This is a genomic window from Nocardioides sp. T5 (assembly GCF_048161455.1).
Classification (GTDB): Bacteria; Actinomycetota; Actinomycetes; order Propionibacteriales; family Nocardioidaceae; genus Nocardioides.
Genome location: NZ_CP182415.1, coordinates 4,120,166 through 4,134,373 on the forward strand (window position 1 = coordinate 4,120,166; position 14,208 = coordinate 4,134,373).

Sequence of the window (14,208 nt, forward strand, 5' to 3'; positions counted from 1 at the left end):
TCCCTCTGGTCATTCGGCGGTCAGAGCACGTGGAAACGACACAACCCCGGCACAAGGCGCCGGGGCTCTTGCGACGCCACGCTACCGCACACCCGTCGGCTAGGGTCCGGACGTGCGCTCCCTGCTGGTCATCACCAACGCCGACGCCGGCACCTCCGACGAGGAGCGGCTCGCCGAGGCCCTCGCCGTCCTCCGCGAGGAGGCATCGGTGGAGGTCGCCAAGACGTCCAACCCCGGCGAGCTCGACGGTGTCCTCCACCGCGCCGGCGGTCGTACGGTCGTGGTGGCCGGCGGCGACGGCAGCATGCACGCCGTCGTGACCGCGCTGCACAAGCGCCGCGAGCTCGACCAGACGACCCTCGCGCTGCTCCCGATGGGCACCGGCAACGACTTCGCCCGTGGCAACGACATCCCCCTCGAGATCGCCGACGCGGCCGCGCTCGTCCTGACCGGCGAGCCCCGTGAGGTCGACCTCATCCTCGACGAGACCGGCAACGTCGTCGTCAACAACGTGCACGTCGGCGTGGGCGCGCAGGCCAGCCGCAAGGGCGCGAAGTGGAAGACCCGGCTGGGGTCCGTCGGGGTCGGCAAGGTCAACCTCGGCAAGCTCGGCTACCCCATCGGCGCCGTGCTGTCGGCCTTCCACCCGCCCAGCTGGCGCCTGCGCATCGAGCTCGACGGCAGGGTCGTCAACGACGTCGACCGGCCGGTGCTGATGGTGGCCATCGGCAACGGCGGCAACGTCGGCGGCGGCACCGAGCTCAACCCCGACGCCGACACCGAGGACGGGCTGCTCGACGTGATGATCAGCCGGGCGGTGAAGCCGAGCGCCAAGTTCGGCTACGTCCTGCGGTTGCGCAAGGGCGAGCACGAGCAGCGCGACGACGTGGTCTCCCTGCGCGGCACGTCGGTCAAGGTGAGCGGCGACGAGTTCTGGCTGTCGGCCGACGGTGAGATCTCCGGCCCCGAGCGCAGCCGCAGCTGGCGCCTCGAGCGGGCGGCGTACTCGATGATCCTGCCGCGCTGATCCTGCCGCTGCCTAGAGCCAGCCGCGCCGGACCGCCTCGACGCCGGCCTGGAAGCGGGTGTCGACGCCGAGCTCGGTCATCAGCGCGGCGACGCGTCGCCGGACGGTGCGCAGGCCGATGCCCAGCTTGCGCGCGATGACCTCGTCGGTGGCCCCGGCCATCAGCTGCTCCAGCAGGAACTGCCGGCCGTCGGGGCTCATCCGGCCGGCCTCGGTCTCGGGCATGGGCGCGGCCCGGTCCCACAGCGACTCGAACCACATCGTGAGCGCCGCGACGATCGAGCGCTGCCGAACGTGCACCCTCGGCTCGTCGGCGAAGCCGATCGGCTCCGGCAGCACGGCGTGGGAGTCGCCGAGGACGAACATGCGGGTGGGCACCTCGGAGATGATCCGTACCTGCTCGCCGAGGCCGGCACGCACCCGCAGGGCCTCCGGGGCCTCGGTCAAGGCCCGCGCGGGATAGATGGCACGCGAGCGGCGACCGGTCGCCATCGCCTCGGCCAGCACCTCGCTCACCTTCGACTCGCGCGGCATGGCCCAGGCGTCGGGACGCAGCCAGAGCATGTCGCCGCGGCTGGTGCGGATCATGAGCTGCAGGAGCTCCAGGGGGTTGCCGCCGGAGCTCAGCTCGCCGTCGAGCGGGTGGACCTCGGTGACGTGGGCCGGGTCGGGCCGGGTCACCGCGGCGACCAGGTGGGGCACCGCGCTGGAGAGCTCGGCCAGCTTGGTGGCCGACGCGGCCGCGGTGCGTGCCTCCCGGAGCACGAGGTCCGAGACGGCCTCGGCGAGCGACGGTACGACGATCCGGTCCTCGGCGAGCACGACGAGCCCACGCTCGAGGAGCGGGGCGAGCGCGCGCATCAGCTGGTCGGGCCGCTCCTGGACCAGCTGCGCCACGCCCACGAGCGTGTGGCCGGAGACCGGGGCCAGCCGGAAGTAGAGCTGTTCGGTCCGGCGGTCGAGCCCCAGGGCTGCGAGGACGGAGGACGGGTCGCCGGGCATGCTGGCAGTTTAGTGCCACCGGCACTCAGGATCCTTGTGGCAGGGAGCGGCCAGTCGATACTGTCGTCGCCGGTCGCCGCGGGGGTGTGCGGCTGGTCCCGCTCTTCGGAGCAGGCGTCGGAGCCGCCACGGGGGTCGGCTCCGGCGCCCCACGGCGCCCGTCGTCGGACCCGTCCCGGCCCCCGATAGCCTTGCCCGCATGGCACGAGGTGGACGACAGCGCCAGGGCGATCCGGTCGACTGGGTGACGCGGGCGGCGGACGACGCCGTACGCCACGCGGGCGAGGGCAACCTCGTGACCGTCGCGTCGGGCGCCTCCCCCAGCGGACCGATCCACCTCGGAAACCTGCGCGAGTTCATCACTCCCCACTTCGTCGCCGAGGAGCTGCGCCGCCGCGGCGTGCCCGTGCGCCACCTCCACTCGTGGGACGACTTCGACCGGTTCCGCAAGGTTCCGGCGGGCGTCCCGGCCGAGTGGGCCGACCACATCGGCCGCCCGCTGAGCGCCGTGCCCGACCCGTGGGAGTGCCACGCCAGCTGGGCCGAGCACTTCAAGGCACCGCTCCAGGAGTCGCTGCGCGAGCTCGGCGTCGAGATGGAAGAGATCTCCCAGACGCGGATGTACACCTCCGGCGCCTACCGGGAGCAGGTCCTCGAGGCCGTCTCCCGCCGCGACGCGATCGAGGCGGTGCTGGCGCAGCACCGCACCAAGAAGGTCGCGCCCGCCGACGACGCCTCCGAGCAGGAGGCCGCCGACCTCGCGGACTCGGTCGCCAACGAGGACGACGAGGAGGGCGACCCGGCCGCGGCGTCGTCCGCCGACGCCGTCGCCCGCTTCCCCTATCGCCCCTACTGCCGCCAGTGCGGTCGCGACACCGTCACCACGACGGCGTACGACGACGCGACCACGACGCTGTCCTACACCTGCGCCTCCTGCGGCTACGAGGGCACGACCGACCTGTCCACCGACAACGACGGCAAGCTCGTGTGGAAGGTCGACTGGCCGATGCGGTGGGCCTACGAGCAGGTCAACTTCGAGCCGGCCGGCCGCGACCACATGACGCCCGGCTCGTCCTACACCGTCGGCACCGAGATCGTGTCGTCCATCTTCGACTGGCGCGCGCCCGCCCGGGTGATCTACGCCTTCGTCGGGTTCGCCGGCGTGCAGAAGATGTCGTCGTCGGCCGGCGGCGTCCCCACCGCGGCCGACGCACTGCGCATCCTCGAGTCCCCGATGCTGCGCTGGCTCTACGTCCGCCGTGCACCGACCCAGGCCTTCGACATCGACTTCGGCGCGTCCGTCGTGCGGCTCTACGACGAGTGGGACGCCCTCGGCCGCAAGGCCGCCGACCCGGCCAAGGCCGACGTCGCGACGCTGGCCTGGCACCGCGCCAGCGAGACGGCGGCCGCCGGACGGCTGCCCACGCCGGCCGTGGCGGTCCCCTTCCGCACCCTGTCGTCGGTCGCCGACGTGACCGCCGGGTCGGCCGACCTCATCTCGCGCATCGTCGAGTCCTCGGGCTTCCCCCACGACTCGGTCGCCGACCTCGAGCCGCGACTGTCCAAGGCGATGCAGTGGACGGTCGAGCACGTGCCCGCCGACGAGCGCACCACCGTCCGCGAGACGCCGGACACCGACCGGCTCGCCTCCCTCAGCGAGGACGAGGAGCTGTGGCTGCGGATCTTCCTGGACCGGCTCCCGGCCGAGCCGGACCTCGAGTCGGTCACCGCCGTGGTCTACGGGACGCCCAAGGTCGCCCGCGGCCTCGGCTTCGACGACGCCCCCACCGACGAGGTCAAGGCCGACCAGAAGGACTTCTTCCGGCTGCTCTACAACCTCCTCGTCGACGCCGACCGCGGTCCGCGCCTGCCCACGCTGGTGCTGGCGCTCGGCCCCGCAAGGGTGCGCCAGCTGCTCGGCGCCTGAGCACGACGACCCGAAAATTCGGGTAAATCTCTTTACCTTTCTCCCGCCCGGCCCGGGCGGTGGTGGCATGGAAGACCTCCCTGACCCCCTGGAGGAAGACCATGTTCACCAACGCACTCGGCTCCGTCCGTCGGAGCATCCCGACCATCGCCATCGCCGGCGTCCTGGTCGCCATCTCGGCCACCAGCGGAGCGACCGCTGCCCTCGTCATCACCGGCAACGACATCAAGAACGGCACGGTGACCACCAAGGACATCAAGAACGACAACCTGAAGTCCAAGGACATCAAGGACGGAACGCTCAAGACCAAGGACTTCGACGACTCGGCCGTCGACGACCTGAAGGGCGCGACCGGACCGGCTGGTACCCCCGGGATCTCCGGCTACCAGCTCGTCAACGCGTCGGTGCCCATCGCCGCCGGCGCAGGCGCTTCCGTGGAGGCGAGCTGCCCAGCCGGCAAGAGGGTGCTCAGCGCTGCGGCCCACATGACCGCCTCGTTCGACGGCACCGCAGTCGACGTCGACGCCGGCACGACCAAGGCGATCGCCAAGGCCTGGAACTACGAGGCGGCAGCAGACACCTTGAGCATCGACGTGATCTGCGCCGTCGTCAGCTGACGCCGTCGCTCGGCGCCGTCAGCGCCTGCACGCGTTGACGGCGTACGACGTCGTCGTCAGCGGCGGAAGCCGACGGGCTCGCCGAGGTAGTGCTCGAGGTCGGCGCGGACGGCGTCGCTGATCGTCCACGCCGACTGGGCGTGGTGGTCCCAGAGCACGTTGACGCACTCCCAGACCGCGGCCGGTCCCCCGCCCATCTCGACGCGCAGCTCGGCGGCGACGGTGAAGGAGGAGCGGCCGACCCGCGACACCCACAGCGAGGCGAGGAAGGGCTGGTAGGGCACGAAGCGCATCTCGGCGTGGTACTCGATCGTCTGCGAGGCGACGAGCTCGGACACGCCTGCGTCGGTGCCGTGGAGCAGTCCGGTCGCTCCCTCGGGGAGCCCCGGGAGGCGTGCGAACCGCAGGAACTCGTAGCGCGCCTCGTCGAGCACCCGGACCGCCTCGACGTTGTCCACGTGACCGGCGAGGTTGATGTCGCGGTAGCGCGCCTGGATCTCGGTCGTGAACGTCTGGCCCATGGGGGAAGTCTGTCGGACGCCCACCTAGGGTTGGTCCATGACCTCCGGTTCCTTCGGCGGCGACCTGATGGCCGGTCCCCCGCCCACCCACCTGCCCGCCGACCCCGCCGACACCGAGCTCGCCGGCGGGGACGCCCCCGCCGCCGTCGTACGACGTCACCCGGACTCCCCGGCCGCCTGGGCAGCGATGGCGCGCCAGGCCCAGGAGGCGGGCGCCGACGACGTGACCGTCTACGCCTACGCACGCGTCGGCTACCACCGCTCGCTCGACCGGCTGCGCCGCAACGGGTGGAAGGGCCACGGCCCCGTGCCGTGGGAGCACGAGCCCAACCGCGGCTTCCTGCGCTCGCTCGCCCTCCTCGCGCTCGCCGCCCGGGCGATCGGCGAGACCGACGAGTGGGAGCGCTGCGCGACCTTCCTGCGCGACTCCAGCCCGGCCGCTGCCGACGAGCTGCTGGCCTGACCCTGCCTCGCAGGGCTGGGACTGACGCGGTGACGGCACGGCGGCGAGTGAGGGCCTACCTCCTGACCGTTGCGGGCCCGGTGCGGTCCCCGCGCCACAACGTGCAGCTCGCGGCACTGCTGGCGCTCAACGCAGGTGTGCTCAACTCCGTCGGCTTCGTCGCGGTCTCGGTCTACACCTCGCACATGACCGGGCTGACGGCCACCGTCGCGGACCACCTGGTCCTCGGCGGCGGCGCGATCGTCCTCACCGGCCTCCTGGGCATCGCCACGTTCGTGGCGGGTGCCGCGGCGTGCGCGATCCTGTTCAACTGGGGCCGTCGTCGTGAGCTACGAGGCCGCTACGCCAACGTGCTCGTCCTCGAAGCGCTCCTGGTCCTGCTGTTCGGCCTGCTGGCCGAGGGGTTCTCCTGGCGTCACCGCGACCTGGTGTTCGTGGCCGTGCTGTGCTTCACCATGGGCATGCAGAACGCCATCATCACCAAGATCTCGGGTGCGCAGATCCGCACCACCCACGTCACGGGAATGATCACCGACATCGGGATCGAGCTCGGCAAGCTGGCCTACGTCTCGCGCACGCCCGGCCTGCCGCCGGTGGTGCCCGATCCGGGCAAGCTCGGCGTCCTCGCTCTCCTGGTGGGGCTGTTCTTCGGCGGCGGGGCCCTCGGGGCGATCGGGTACCTGGAGCTCGGCTTCGGCGCCCTGGTCCCGCTCGCCCTGGTGCTGCTCGCCGCGGCCGCGGCGCCGCTGGCCGCCGACGTACGCCGTCACCGGCGCGCCTCGCCCTGACCGCTCGTCGCGGCAGACCGACCGCTGGTCGAGCCACCCCGACGGAGGGGTGACGACCGTCACCGCGCGAGTAAGGTCGCGCGGGTGAATTCCGGGAACACACCTCCTCAGACGCGCCCTGACGACCCGGGCGTACCCCCCACCGACAAGGGCAAGATGGCGCTGGCCGCCGTCCTGCTCGCCATCCCGATCGTCGTGCTCCTCTGGGTGCCGCACTACGCGAAGGTCGAGCCGAGGCTCTTCGGCTTCCCCTTCTTCTTCTGGTACCAGTTCCTCTGGGTCTTCCTCTGCTCGGGGCTGACCTGGGCGGCCTACAAGCTCACGCTCTCGGCGCGGGGCCTGACCACCCACAAGGTGGGTGAGGACCGATGACGCCGCACGTCACCGTCAGCCAGGTCTCAGCCGCCGCCGACACCGGCGGCATCAACGGCGTCGCCCTCGCCGTCCTGATCGCCCTCTTCGGGCTGGTCACCATCGCCGGCTTCATGGCCAGCAGGTTCATGCGCGCCGACTCCATGGAGTCGCTCGACGAGTGGGGCCTGGGCGGTCGCAAGTTCGGCACGTGGATCACGTGGTTCCTGCTCGGCGGCGACCTCTACACGGCGTACACCTTCGTGGCCGTGCCGGCGGCGATGTTCGCCACCGGCGCCGTGGCCGGCTTCTTCGCCGTCCCCTACACGATCATCCTCTACCCGATCATCTTCATCTTCATGGCGCGGCTGTGGTCGGTCAGCCACCGCCACGGCTACGTCACGACCGCCGACTTCGTCCGCGGGAGGTACGACGACCGCGGACTGTCGCTCGCCGTGGCGATCACCGGCTTCGTGGCGACGATGCCCTACATCGCGCTGCAGCTCGTCGGCATCCAGGCGGTGCTCGAGGTCGCCGGGCTCGGCGGCGGCGACAACATCATCGCCAAGGACGCGCCGCTCTTCATCGCCTTCGCGCTGCTCGCGGCCTACACCTACTCCAGCGGCCTCCGGGCGCCCGCGGTCATCGCGTTCGTGAAGGACATCCTGATCTACCTCGTCATCATCGTCGCGGTCATCTACCTGCCCGGCCAGGTCGGCGGCTGGGAGGCGATCTTCGGCGCCGCCGAGGACAAGATGGACGCCAACAACGCAGCCGCGATCGAGGCCGGGCTCCCGCCGACGTCGTCGTTCGTCCCCGGCTCCGGGGCCTTCTGGGCTTATGCCACGCTCGCGCTCGGCTCGGCGATGGCGCTGTTCATGTATCCCCACTCGGTCACCGCGTCGCTGTCGTCGAACGCACGCAACACCGTCCGTCGCAACGCCGCGATCCTGCCGGCGTACTCGTTCGTGCTGGGCCTGCTGGCCCTGCTCGGCTGGGTCGCGATCGCCGCCGGCACGCAGCCGATCGGCCTGGACGGCGAGGCCAACGCGCAGCTGGTGATCCCCCAGCTGTTCGAGGACATGTTCCCGTCGTGGTTCGCCGGTGTCGCGTTCGCCGCGATCGCGATCGGTGCGCTGGTGCCGGCGGCGATCATGTCGATCGCGGCGGCGAACACCTTCAGCCGCAACATCTACAAGGAGTGGCTCAAGAAGGACGCCACCCCGGCGCAGGAGGCGAAGGTCTCCAAGCTGATGTCGCTGCTGGTGAAGGCGTTCGCGCTGGTCTTCGTGCTCACGCTCGACAAGCAGAACGCCATCAACTTCCAGCTCCTCGGCGGCATCTGGATCCTCCAGACCTTCCCCGCCGTGGTGTTCAGCCTGTTCACCCGATGGTTCCACCGCTACGGCCTGCTCGTGGGCTGGGCGGTCGGCATGCTCTACGGCACCATCGAGGCCTACCAGGTCGTCAACCCGGTCACCGGCAAGCACTTCGGTGGCTCGCTCGCCCTCATCCCGGGCATGGAGCGGATGGGCTACATCGCGGTGACGGCGTTCGCGATCAACGTGGTGCTGGCCATCGCGATCAGCGCGCTCCTCAACGCCATGAAGGTGTCCAACGGCGCGGACGAGACCATCGCGTTCGACTACTTCGCCGACGCCGACGACCCGCGCGTGCAGAAGGACCTCGCCGAGCACGGCTCGCACGAGTCCGCCTACGGCGACCCGGACGACATCCCGGGCAACGCGCCGGCGCGCTGACGTCGTACGCCCGCAACGCCGCACGCCGAGCACGCCCGCGGCCCCGGTAACTGGTCGAAAAGAGCACTCCCGCCCCCACCGATGGGGGCGGGAGTGCTCATATCGGGCAGTTACCCGGGGACAGGCCGCCGTCGGGGCGCGCCAGCAGACGTCCACAGGCCGGCACCCCGAGGCCTTCTCCACAGGCGAGGCGCCACGCAGTCGCTCACGGCTCCCGCAGCTCCGAGGCTCTCCCCATGGATCTCCAGGGCTATGGACCGGCTCGCGCACAGCACGGGCTCATCACCCATCAGCAGGCACTGGCCGCCGGCCTCGACGCACGCGACGTGGCTCACCTGGTGGCTAGCGGCGAGTGGGCACGACTGCGCAAGGGCGTGTACGCCGACGGCGAGGCGTACACCGCGGCCGAGCCCTTCCGCGAAGCGCCGCTGCTGCGGTTGAGGGCAGTGGTCCTCTCCGTCGACGCCGAGCCTGTCTTCACCCACGACTCGGCCGCCATCGTCCACCGCCTCGGCGTGCCCGATGCGCGCACGAGCCCGCCACACATCGCCAGGGTCAACCGCAGGGCGACCCGGACGAGCGGCGGGATCATCCTTCACGGGGCGCCCCTCGGTCGCGACCAGGTAGTGCGGGTCGACGGCTTGCTCGTCACCGAACCGGCTCGAACGGCACTCGACATGGCTCGGTTGCACGGGCTGTGGCCCGGGATGGCCGCATGCGACGCCGCTCTGCGGCGCGGCGTGCAACGCGCCGACCTCGAGCGGGCCGCCGAGCTGATGCAGGGCTGGCCCCACAAGCGGCTCGTCGACCGCGCCATTCACCTCGCCGACCCCGGCGCCGAGAGCTACCTGGAGTCGCTGGCGCGCGGCCTGGTGATCGAGATGTGCATCGGGACGCCGCAGACCCAGTTCGGTCTCACCGACGGGAACCGGGAGGCGTGGTGCGACATCCGCGTCGGTCGTCACCTCTTCGAGGCGGACGGCCTGCTGAAGTACGACGAGGATCCGGAGCGCGCCCTGCTGGAGGAGAAGAAGCGTCAGGACTTCCTCTCTGGCTTCAAGCTCGGCGCCTCGCGCATCACCGTGCACGACTGCTTCGCCGGCCGCCGCGCCGCTCTGCGCCGGTTGGGCCGGGAGTACGACGACACGTGCCGCCGCTTCGGGACCTCGATCGACGACCTGGCGCCCTACCTGCTGCCGCGGTCAGCCCGGGTCCCGGGCGCCTGACGGCGACCTGCGTCCGCCGAGCCTCCTGCGCCCGCGCTGCCCCTGCACCTGCCCCTGCGCCCAGACAGGTAACGGGTCGAAAGCAGCACTCCCGCCCCCACTGGTGGGGGCGGGAGTGCACTTTTCAACCCGTTACCGGGGGACCAGGACGGGGCGTGGCAGTCGGGACCAGGGGATCCGGACCGGGCCGTCGGACCACCGCCGCAGGGTCAGCGGCCGAGCGCGGTCCCAGCGGAGCGGAGGTTCTCGCAGGCCTCGACGATGCGGGCGGCCATGCCGGCCTCGGCGGCCTTGCCCCAGGCGCGGGGGTCGTACTGCTTCTTGTTGCCGACCTCGCCGTCGACCTTCAGCACGCCGTCGTAGTGGGCGAACATGTGGGCCGCGACGGGGCGGCTGAAGGCGTACTGGGTGTCGGTGTCGACGTTCATCTTCACCACGCCGAAGTCGACGGCGTCGCTGATCTCCTGCGCGGTCGAGCCGGAACCGCCGTGGAAGACGAGGTCGAAGGGGCGGGCGTCGGAGCCGAGGCCGAGCTCGGAGGCGGCCGCCTCCTGCGCGGACTTCAGGATCTCCGGGCGCAGCTTGACGTTGCCGGGCTTGTAGACGCCGTGCACGTTGCCGAAGGTCAGGGCGGTCATGTAGCGGCCGCGCTCACCGGCGCCGAGCGCCTTGACGGTGGCGATGGCGTCCTCGGGCGTCGTGTAGAGCTGGTCGTTGATCTCGTTGGCGACACCGTCCTCCTCGCCGCCGACGACGCCCACCTCGATCTCGAGGATGATGTTGGCCGCCGCGCACTTGGCGAGCAGCTCCTCGGCGATCTGGAGGTTCTCGTCCAGCGGCACGGCCGAGCCGTCCCACATGTGCGACTGGAACAGCGGCGCCTCGCCGCGCGCGACCCGCTCGGCGGAGATGTCGAGCAGCGGGCGGACGAAGCCGTCGAGCTTGTCCTTGGGGCAGTGGTCGGTGTGGAGCGCGATGTTGACCGGGTAGTTCTTCGCGACCTCGGCGGCGTAGGCGGCGAACGCGACGGAGCCGGTCACCATGTCCTTCACCGACGGGCCGGAGAGGTACTCCGCGCCACCGGTCGAGACCTGGATGATGCCGTCGGAGCCGGCGTCGGCGAAGCCCTTGAGCGCGGCGTTGAGGGTCTGGGAGGACGACACGTTGATGGCCGGGTAGGCGAAGGACTTCTCCTTCGCGGCGTCCAGCATCTGGGCGTACACCTCGGGCGTGGCGATGGGCATCTGAGATCTCCTCTGAAGCGGTCAGGCAGGCGCTCCCACCCTAGTGGCTACCCGCGAGTCCGACCCGGGCCGACCGGTCGTCTCATCACCTGATCGATCGGGTGCCAGCAAGGGGTGACAACCGACGCCGCGGCCCCTCCGTCTCCACGGGTGGAACACTCACCCGCAGGGGGAACGCAGCATGAGCACCGACATCGACTGGCAGCACGAGCTCGACAGCTCGTTCGGCACCGGGCACGACCTGCCACCCGGGCACTACGTCGCCGCAGGACGCACGGCCGTACGCCGCCGGCGCGCGACCGCGGTCGTCCTCGCGGCCGCCGTCGTCATCGGCGGCGGCACCGCGTGGGCCGTCGCACCCGATCCCTCCGTCCGCGGTGACGCTCCGATCGCCACGTCGGGCCCCGCACCCCAGCAGGACGAGAGGACCGACGCGAAGGAGGACCGCACCCGCGACCGCGACCGACCGCGATCGGTCCCCTCGATGAGCGTCGAGGAGGAGTTCACCGGCAACCCGGCGATCATCGAGCCCGACGGGACGCTGAAGATCTCGCCCCTCACCGACCGGATCCTCCAGCGGGTGCCGAACCCCATGGACTACACGCCTGTCCAGGGAGCGTCCGTCGGCCTGCGCGTCGTCTACCAGGGTGTCGAGCAGTACTCGCTCATCGCCACGACCGCGGACGGCAGCGTGTCGACCCACACCAACAGTGCCTCGGGTGACTTCACCGGATGGCTGGCCGCCAAGGTGCAGCTCCAGCAGGGCCTGGACCGGGCCAACGGTGTGACAGGGGCGCCAGCCTCCGCCGACTCGACCGACCCCGGCACGTGGCTGCGGCTCGACGACCGCGGACTGGTGACAGCCACGGAGGGCAACGTGCTCCTGGAGGTGCGGGTGGACGTCGACCTGGGCGACAGCTTCGCCCTCGGCGCTGACCGGACCGGGGCGGCGCGGATGCTGGTCGCCGGACGACCTGAGCACGTCGCCTACCGGGTCGTGGACGGTCGCCTCGACGTGATCTCCGGACCGGGCTCCTTCGACTCCCTCGACGCCTTCCTCACCTGGGCCCGCCAGCAGTACGCCTCCGGCGAGGGCATGCGATGAGGGGCACCGACCGCGACGCGGCGTTCAGCGAGTTCGTCGCCGCCCGCCAGACGCACCTGCGGCGCATCGCCTACGCGCTGTGCGGCGACTGGCACCAGGCCGACGACCTGCTGCAGACCGCGCTCACCAAGCTCTACGTCGCCTGGCCGCGCATCCAGAAGCAGGGCAACGAGGTGGCCTACTGCCGGCAGATCATGGTCCGCGCCAACATCGACGAGTCCCGCCGCCCGTGGCGCCGCGAACGTCCGACCGACGACCTGCCCGACCGGGGTGCCCCCGAGCCGACGCCGGTCGAGGAGCGTTCGGCGCTCTTCGACGCGCTGCAGGGCCTGCCCGAGCAGCAGCGCAAGGTGGTCGTGCTGCGTCACTGGCTCGGGCTCTCGGTGCGGGAGACGGCGAGCGAGCTCGGCATCAACGAGGGCACCGTCAAGAGCCACAGCAGCCGCGGCCTCGCAGCGCTCGAGGCAGTCCTCGCGCCGCACCGCTGACACGCCCCACCGCTGACAGGCGCAGGGGCGGGTGGTTCCACCCCCTCGGGGCTGGCGTTCCCCCCTCGTCAGGCCTAGGTTGACGTACATCTCGACCAGACCTGGGGAGGAGCCGGGTCCGGGGTGCCGTGGGGACATCCCGGGCTCGGTCGGGGCACCCGGGGAGCCTCAGCCGCGCCAGGCGTCGTCGCCGGCCAGGTCGGCGTACGACCGCACCCAGCTGTGCATCGCGATCGCCGCGGCCGAGCTGGCGTTGATCGAGCGCGTCGAGCCGAACTGGGCGATGGAGAAGGTGCCGTCGCACACCTCGCGCGCCGACTCCGAGAGCCCCGGCCCTTCTTGCCCGAAGAGGAAGCACACCCGCCGCGGCAGCTCCATCGTCTCGAGGTGGAGCGAGCCGGGCAGGTTGTCGATGCCCAGCAGCCGCACCGGGCCGCCCCGCTCTGCGGGGATCGCGTGGAGGTACGCCGCCAGTGCGGCGGCGTCCGGGTGGTGCCGGACGTGCTGGTAGCGGTCGGTCACCATCGCGCCGCGGCGGTTCCACCGCCGGTTGCCGACGATGTGCACCTCGGCGGCGAGGAAGGCGTTGGCGGTGCGCACGATCGTGCCGATGTTGAAGTCGTGCTGCCAGTTCTCGATGGCGACGTGGAAACCGTGCCGGCGGGTGTCGAGGTCGGCGACGATCGCCTCCATCGTCCAGTAGCGGTAGCGGTCCACCACGTTGCGGCGATCACCGTCGCGGAGCAGCTCGGGATCCCACTGCGCGCCCTCGGGCCACGGACCCTCCCACGGGCCCACGCCCACCTCCGGCGGACCGTGCGGCATCGGGTCGTAGGGCGCCCGCTCCTGCTGCTCGTGCATGCGGGGAATGCTAGGTGCGCGTTCTAGGGTGGCGCGCGTGAGCGCCTTGTGGGACCTGCAGACCATCGCTGCCTCGGGCTTCGATCCGATGCTGCTCGGCATCGAGTGGATGGACCCCAACTGGCTGCTCGACCGCTTCGGCACCGCGCTGTTCTGGATCAGCATGGTCATCGTCTTCGTCGAGTGCGGGCTGTTCTTCCCGATCCTCCCCGGCGACACGCTCCTGTTCGCCCTGGGCCTCTTCATCGCCACGGGCCAGCTCGACCTGTTCCCGGGCCCGCCCATCGTCGAGCTGATGATCGCGATGGCCGCGCTGATGGTCGCCGCCTTCCTCGGCAACGTGGTCGGCTACGAGATCGGGCGCAAGATCGGCCCGCCGCTCTACGAGCGCGACGGCCGCATCGTCAAGCGCAAGTACTTCGACCAGACCACCGCCTTCTTCGACCGCCACGGCAACAAGGCGCTCGTCATCGGCCGGTTCGTGCCGTTCGTGCGGACCTACATCACCGTCGTGGCCGGCGTGACCCGGATGGAGCGGCACCGGTTCTTCCTGTGGAGCCTGGTCGGCGCCGTGCTGTGGGTGATGTCGATCTGCCTGCTCGGCTTCTTCCTCGGCGACGCGTTCCCCACCCTCGGCGAGAGCATCGACAAGCTGATCATCGTGATCGTGGCGTTCTCGGTGATCCCGATCGTCGTCGAGTGGTGGCGCCACAAGCGCACCAACGCCCCCGGCGCCGAGGTCGGCCCGCAGGACGGTGGGCCCGACCGCGACATCACGGGCCGCGACCTCGACTGAGCGACGTACGCCGCCGGGGCGGTGCGTGAGGC

General features: G+C 71.1%; 15 protein-coding genes. 11 read left to right on the plus strand and 4 right to left on the minus strand.

Annotated elements, in window-relative coordinates; genetic code table 11:
* Positions 1 to 112: 112 nt before the first annotated feature.
* Positions 113 to 1,027: a diacylglycerol/lipid kinase family protein gene (locus tag ACNKF0_RS20165; RefSeq protein ID WP_299931134.1), complete on the plus strand. Its 915-nt coding sequence runs from the start codon at positions 113 to 115 to the stop codon at positions 1,025 to 1,027.
* A 12-nt stretch (positions 1,028 to 1,039) separates the two neighbouring features.
* Here the strand turns inward: ACNKF0_RS20165 and ACNKF0_RS20170 are convergent, their stop codons facing one another.
* Positions 1,040 to 2,029 (minus strand): DNA-binding response regulator, encoded by a 990-nt coding sequence (locus ACNKF0_RS20170; RefSeq protein ID WP_416954581.1) that lies wholly within the window; start codon positions 2,027 to 2,029, stop codon positions 1,040 to 1,042.
* Positions 2,030 to 2,228: 199 nt separating this feature from the next.
* On the opposite strand from ACNKF0_RS20170, the gene lysS reads away from it, so the two are divergent.
* Together lysS and ACNKF0_RS20180 are read left to right on the plus strand one after the other, a co-directional pair.
* Positions 2,229 to 3,956: a lysine--tRNA ligase gene (gene lysS, locus ACNKF0_RS20175; RefSeq protein WP_416954582.1), complete on the plus strand. Its 1,728-nt coding sequence runs from the start codon at positions 2,229 to 2,231 to the stop codon at positions 3,954 to 3,956.
* 101 nt (positions 3,957 to 4,057) lie between these two features.
* Positions 4,058 to 4,573 carry a hypothetical protein gene (locus tag ACNKF0_RS20180; protein WP_416954583.1) on the plus strand — a complete coding sequence of 172 codons (516 nt, stop codon included), beginning with the start codon at positions 4,058 to 4,060 and terminating at the stop codon, positions 4,571 to 4,573.
* 56 nt (positions 4,574 to 4,629) lie between these two features.
* On the opposite strand, the gene ACNKF0_RS20185 is transcribed toward ACNKF0_RS20180, so the two are convergent.
* A complete protein-coding gene (locus tag ACNKF0_RS20185; RefSeq protein WP_416954584.1) occupies positions 4,630 to 5,094 on the minus strand; it encodes an acyl-CoA thioesterase in 465 nt (154 codons plus the stop codon).
* A gap of 37 nt (positions 5,095 to 5,131) precedes the next feature.
* Here ACNKF0_RS20185 and ACNKF0_RS20190 point away from each other — a divergent pair, with 37 nt between their 5' ends.
* The 5 genes from ACNKF0_RS20190 to ACNKF0_RS20210 all read left to right on the plus strand — a co-directional run bounded on the left by ACNKF0_RS20190 (position 5,132) and on the right by ACNKF0_RS20210 (position 9,682).
* The gene (locus tag ACNKF0_RS20190; RefSeq protein WP_416954585.1) at positions 5,132 to 5,557 is read left to right on the plus strand and encodes a DUF3151 domain-containing protein; all 426 of its coding nucleotides are present in this window, start codon (positions 5,132 to 5,134) and stop codon (positions 5,555 to 5,557) included.
* Between the two features lie 47 nt (positions 5,558 to 5,604).
* On the plus strand, positions 5,605 to 6,345 hold the full coding sequence (locus ACNKF0_RS20195) for a YoaK family protein (RefSeq protein ID WP_416954586.1): 741 nt from the start codon (positions 5,605 to 5,607) through the stop codon (positions 6,343 to 6,345).
* An 84-nt stretch (positions 6,346 to 6,429) separates the two neighbouring features.
* Positions 6,430 to 6,717: a DUF3311 domain-containing protein gene (locus tag ACNKF0_RS20200; RefSeq protein WP_416954587.1), complete on the plus strand. Its 288-nt coding sequence runs from the start codon at positions 6,430 to 6,432 to the stop codon at positions 6,715 to 6,717.
* The gene (gene mctP / locus ACNKF0_RS20205) at positions 6,714 to 8,456 is read left to right on the plus strand and encodes a monocarboxylate uptake permease MctP (protein WP_416954588.1); all 1,743 of its coding nucleotides are present in this window, start codon (positions 6,714 to 6,716) and stop codon (positions 8,454 to 8,456) included. Before ACNKF0_RS20200 ends, mctP begins: the two co-directional genes overlap by 4 nt.
* Positions 8,457 to 8,692: 236 nt before the next feature.
* Positions 8,693 to 9,682, plus strand: a complete 990-nt coding sequence (locus ACNKF0_RS20210; protein ID WP_416954589.1) for a type IV toxin-antitoxin system AbiEi family antitoxin domain-containing protein — start codon at positions 8,693 to 8,695, stop codon at positions 9,680 to 9,682.
* 209 nt (positions 9,683 to 9,891) lie between these two features.
* Here the strand turns inward: ACNKF0_RS20210 and fbaA are convergent, their stop codons facing one another.
* Complete coding sequence (fbaA, locus tag ACNKF0_RS20215; RefSeq protein WP_416954590.1) at positions 9,892 to 10,926, minus strand: class II fructose-bisphosphate aldolase; 1,035 nt, start codon at positions 10,924 to 10,926, stop codon at positions 9,892 to 9,894.
* Between the two features lie 181 nt (positions 10,927 to 11,107).
* Here fbaA and ACNKF0_RS20220 point away from each other — a divergent pair, with 181 nt between their 5' ends.
* Together ACNKF0_RS20220 and ACNKF0_RS20225 are read left to right on the plus strand one after the other, a co-directional pair.
* Complete coding sequence (locus ACNKF0_RS20220; RefSeq protein ID WP_416954591.1) at positions 11,108 to 12,031, plus strand: hypothetical protein; 924 nt, start codon at positions 11,108 to 11,110, stop codon at positions 12,029 to 12,031.
* Complete coding sequence (locus ACNKF0_RS20225; protein ID WP_416954592.1) at positions 12,028 to 12,519, plus strand: SigE family RNA polymerase sigma factor; 492 nt, start codon at positions 12,028 to 12,030, stop codon at positions 12,517 to 12,519. Before ACNKF0_RS20220 ends, ACNKF0_RS20225 begins: the two co-directional genes overlap by 4 nt.
* Positions 12,520 to 12,687: 168 nt before the next feature.
* Here ACNKF0_RS20225 and ACNKF0_RS20230 read toward each other — a convergent pair whose 3' ends face one another.
* Complete coding sequence (locus ACNKF0_RS20230; RefSeq protein WP_416954593.1) at positions 12,688 to 13,380, minus strand: TrmH family RNA methyltransferase; 693 nt, start codon at positions 13,378 to 13,380, stop codon at positions 12,688 to 12,690.
* A gap of 37 nt (positions 13,381 to 13,417) precedes the next feature.
* Here ACNKF0_RS20230 and ACNKF0_RS20235 point away from each other — a divergent pair, with 37 nt between their 5' ends.
* Entirely contained in the window at positions 13,418 to 14,176 is a 759-nt protein-coding gene (locus ACNKF0_RS20235; RefSeq protein WP_299931295.1) for a DedA family protein, read from the plus strand.
* The last annotated feature ends 32 nt before the right edge of the window (positions 14,177 to 14,208 follow it).